This is a genomic window from Streptomyces antioxidans (assembly GCF_000968685.2).
Lineage (GTDB): Bacteria > Actinomycetota > Actinomycetes > Streptomycetales > Streptomycetaceae > Streptomyces > Streptomyces antioxidans.
Map to the genome: position 1 here is coordinate 1 of NZ_LAKD02000215.1, position 5028 is coordinate 5028.

At 66.3% G+C, this 5028-nt stretch carries 1 protein-coding gene; it reads right to left on the minus strand.

Annotation, left to right across the window (positions count from 1 at the left end; genetic code table 11):
* Positions 1–4418 (minus strand): non-ribosomal peptide synthetase (locus VT50_RS37780; RefSeq protein WP_143645382.1); only part of this gene is annotated, 4418 nt, incomplete at its 3' end.
* Between the last annotated feature and the right edge of the window lie 610 nt (positions 4419–5028).

The following is a 5028-nucleotide window of genomic DNA, read 5'->3' on the forward strand; positions in this document are numbered from 1 at the left end:
AGCCGCTCACCCGGAATCACCATCAGCGCCAGGGGATAGTGCGTGGCGTCGTGGGCGGCGATGGCGGTGGTCTTGAGTGTGCTGTCGGTGCGGCCGAAAGTGGCGTCGTCCACGGGGTAGTTCTCGAAGACCGTCGCGGTGTCGAAGAGCGGTCCCGAACCGGCATAGGCACTCTGCTGGATGTCGGTCAGGCTCAGGAACTGATGGTCGAGCAGCCGCGATTGTTCGTCCTGCAGCCTGATGAGCATCGCCGCCAGGCTGTCGTCCGCGAGTAGGCGAAGCCGCAGCGGCACCGTGTTGACGAACAGCCCCACCATGGATTCGACGCCGGGAATCTCGGGTGGCCGGACGGCCACTGTCGTTCCGAAGACCACGTCATCGCGACCGGTCGTACGGGCCAGGAGGAGGCCCCAGGCGCCCTGTATCACGGTGTTCAGGGTCAGACCGGCCTCGCGCGCCCGCTCGGTCAGAGCAGCGGTGAGGGGTTCCGAGAGGAGCTGTGAGACGTCCTGGGGGGCCACGGCCTGGCGCCCAGGGTCCGCGGGCGTCAGCAGGGTGGGTTCTTCGACGCCCGCCAACGCTTTACGCCATGCCTCCAGCGCCGCACCCCGATCCCGCGATCCGTACCACGCGAGGTAGTCGCGGTACGGCGTCGGCCTGGGCAGTGCGGACTCCCCGCCCGGCCGCTCGTACAAAGCGAACAGATCCCGCACCACCAACGGAGTGGACCAGCCGTCCAACAGGATGTGATGATTCGTCATCACCAACCGGGAACGGCCCTCGGCCAGGCGGAACAACGCGAACCGCAGCAACGGCGGCCGCCCCAGATCGAAGCGGTCGGCCCGGTCCTCCGCCAGCCACCGCTCGAAGACACCCTGCGCCTCCACCTCCCCCAGATCCCGCAAATCCTGCTCACGCCACGGCACCCGCACGTCACCAGGAACCACCTGAACCGGCACCGACACACCTTCATGCACAAACCCCGCACCCACCTGCGGATACCGCCGCAACAACCCCTCCACGGCCCCCCGCAACCGCACCACGTCCACCAAACCCTCAAGGTCAAAGACCAGCTGCACCATGTACACATCCGGCGCACCATCGTCATAGACCGCGTGGAACAGCAACCCCTCCTGTCCGGCCACCAGGGGCAGGACCTCACCGTGCTGGGGGATCTTCGCCTTGATCGCTTCCTGGTCGGACTGGCTCAGCGAGACCAAGGAGTGAGAGGGCGAGGGGGCGTCTGAGGTGGCGGCCGTCGATCGCGTGGGAACGGCCGGGGTCTCTGGGGCCCGGGCGGTGGCGGCGAGGGCGGCGGGAGTCTTGTGCTGGAACACCTCACGCGGGGTGAACACCAGCCCCGCACGACGAGCTCGGCCCACCAACTGGATGGACATGATGCTGTCCCCACCCAGCACGAAGAAGTCGGCGTCGGCAGGGACATCGGACAGGCCAAGCACCTGGGCGAACAACCCGCACAGCAACTCCTCCACGGGGGTGGCGGGTGCACGGCCGGGGGCAAGGGTGTAATCGGGAGCGGGCAGCGCCTTGCGGTCCAACTTTCCGTTCGCCGTCAACGGCAAGCTCTCCAAGACGACAACGGCCGCGGGCACCATGTGCTCCGGCAACACACCGGTCAGGAACCCGCGCAACTCCGAGGCCACCGGACGGGACCCGGCCGTCGGTACAACATAGCCAGTCAGCCGCCGGTCCCCGGGACGGTCCTCCCGGACCACGACCGCCGCGCGCGCCACCTGCGGATACGAGGCCAGCGCAGCCTCCACCTCACCCAACTCGATCCGGAAGCCACGCACCTTGACCTGATCATCCACCCGACCGACAAACTCCAGCCGACCCTGGGCATCCCACCGCACCAAGTCCCCCGTGCGATACATCCGCCCACCGGGCTCGGCATACGGGCAGGCCACGAACCGTTCCGCCGTCAACCCCGCACGCCCCGCATACCCCCGCGCCAACCCCGAACCCGCCACATACAACTCGCCCACCACACCCGGCGCCACCCACCCCAACCCACCATCCAACACATACACCGAGGTGTTCGACAACGGGCGCCCCAACGGCGGCGCACCCTGATCGGCCGGGTCGAGAGTGGCGGTGGCGGACCAAATGGTGCACTCCGTCGGACCGTACAGATTGACCACCTGCGAACCCAACTCCCCCAACCGCTGAGCCAGTGGCCCCGGCAACGCCTCACCACCAGCCAGCACCCGCAGATCCTGCAGCATCTCCGGGGCCTGGGAGACAATGGCCTGCCACAACGTCGGCGTGGCCTGCATCACCGATACCCCCCACCGCCCAACCAACCCCGACAACGCCACCGGATCACCCACCTCACCATCCGACGCCACCACCACCCCCGCCCCACACACCAACGGCAAAAACACCTCCAACGCCGCAATATCAAAAGAAACCGTGGTCACCGCCAACAACCGATCCCCGGTTTCCAACGCCACCCGCCGCCCCACCGCACCCAAAAACCCCTCAGCGGCCCCCCGAGACACCACCACACCCTTCGGAACACCCGTCGACCCCGACGTATAGATGACATACGCCGGATGCCCAGCATCAATCGGGCTCACGCGATCAGCATCCGTCAGGTCAGCGGCCGACACTCCAGCCAGAAGCCGCCGAGTGCGCTCATCGTCCAACACCAACAACCGGCCGATATCACACTGAGCAACCCGCTCAGCCGTCTCCACCGTGGCCAGCACCACCCCCGGAGCAGCGTCCTCGAGCATGAAGGCAATCCGGCTCTCGGGATACCGCGGATCAATGGGCACATACGCCCCACCCGCCTTCACCACCGCCAGCAACGCCACCACCATCTCCACCGACCGCGACACCACCAACCCCACCCGCGATTCCGGACCCACCCCCAACTCCACCAACACCCGCGCCAAGCGATTCGCCCGCTCATTCACCTCCCCATACGACACCTCACACCCCTCACACACCACCGCCACCGCATCCCCATCACGCCGCACCCACCCCTCAAACAACCCCGGCAAAAGCCCGTGACCGGGGGCGTCGTCGCCAGACGCGCGCCCACTCCATGTCTCCAGCCGTTGCCGCTCTTCGCCTGTGAGCACATCGATGCGCCCCACCAGACAGCTCGGATCGGCGGCAATCGCCTCCAGCACCCGCGCGAAACGGGCCGCGATGAGCTCGATCGCATCCTGGTTGAACACATCGGGCCGGTATCCCCACCGCACCTGCAGCCGCTCACCAGGGATCACCGTCAGCGCCAACGTGTAATGCGTGGCATCCCGGCCCTCACTGGCCCGGACCCGCACTGCGCCATCCCCGGTCGCGTCGGCCGCCACCGGATAGTTCTCGTAAATCACCACCGTGTCGAACCGCGCGCCAGGTCCCGCGGCCGCCTGGATCTCCGGCAACCCCGCGAACTGGTACTCCGACAACCGCGCCTGCGTCTCCTGCAACCCCGACAACAACCCCGACGCACGCACCCCGGCCCCCGCCCTAACCCTCACCGGCACCGTATTGATACACAACCCCACCAACGACTCCGCACCCGCCAACTCCGCCGGCCGCACCGCCACCGTCGCCCCGAACACCACGTCTTCCCGACCGGTCAACCGGCCCAGAAGGATCCCCCACGCCCCCTGGATCAGCGTGTTCAACGTCAGCCCCAACTCCCGCCCACACTCCACCAACCGCCCCGTCAAACCCTCCGGAACCTCACACCACACTTCACCCGGCACCACCCCACCCCCACCACCACCGGAAACCACCGGCCCCAACACCGACGCCTCCTCCACCCCCGCCAAGACCCCACACCACGCCGCAACCGCCACACCCCGATCCCGCGACCCATACCACGCGAGATACTCACGCCAGGGCACGGCGGAGGGCAGCGTGTTGGCGGAGGCCTCGGGTTCCTGGTGGTAAAGGGTGACCAACTCCCGCATCAGCAGTTGCGTGGACCAGCCGTCCAACAGGATGTGGTGATTGGTCATCACCAGCCGGAAACGGTCCTCACCGAAGCGGAACAACGCGAACCGCAGCAACGGCGGCCGCGCCAGATCAAAACGGTCGGCCCGGTCCTCCGCCAGCCACCGCTCGAAGACATCCCGCGCCTCCGCCTCCCCCAGACCGCGCAGATCCTCCTCCCGCCACGGCACCCGCACACGCCCCGCGATGGCCTGTACCGGCCGGGGCACTCCGCGGGTTATGAAACCCGCACGCAGACTCATATGGCGATCCACGATCGCCTGTGCCGCGGACCGCAGGCGCTGTGCGTCCACCGGACCGTCGAGATCGAAGACCAGCTGCACCATGTACACATCCGGCGCGCCATCGTCATAGACCGCGTGGAACAGCAACCCCTCCTGCAGCGGGGTCAGCGGCAGAAGCTCTTCGATCCGGGATCGGACCATGGGAATCCCCCTGTTCGGACCGCTCGCACTGATGCACTACACAGATCACACGGAGATGGATAAGGAGAAGAAGGAGCAACGAGGAGTGCGGTGGACACGCGGGCATTCACTCTGTCCGAATAATTCAACGTAACCGAGCCAGGCGAGCCCGTCAACGATCTTTAATAGGCGCCAAAACACTCCGATGATCGTTGTTCTCGGCGATAACCGGCAATGCGGACAGGTGGCACCTAGATGCCTTCGCCGGTTCTCGAGGCATCTCGACGCAGCACTTCTGACCTGCGTGTTCTCTCTGCGAATGTCAGCGGGCCACACCGGGTTCGACCGGCGAAGACGGCGCGGGCTCCACTGCACCAAGCTGCCATTCACTTGCCCATGAGATGTCATCCGGCGACGCTGGTACGAGCGGGCAAGGACACTCAAATGCGGGCCGGATTCAAATAACCACTGATTCAGACAACCACTGGATTCAGATAACTACCCTCACGCGTCTCTTCATGTGATGCGACTCCTCGATGAATTGGCTGGGTGGAATGGTGGAGAACACACCGCTTGAGGCATGCACTGATCCGGACGAGGTGTCGTTGTCGGGGTTGTTCGAAGAGTGGGC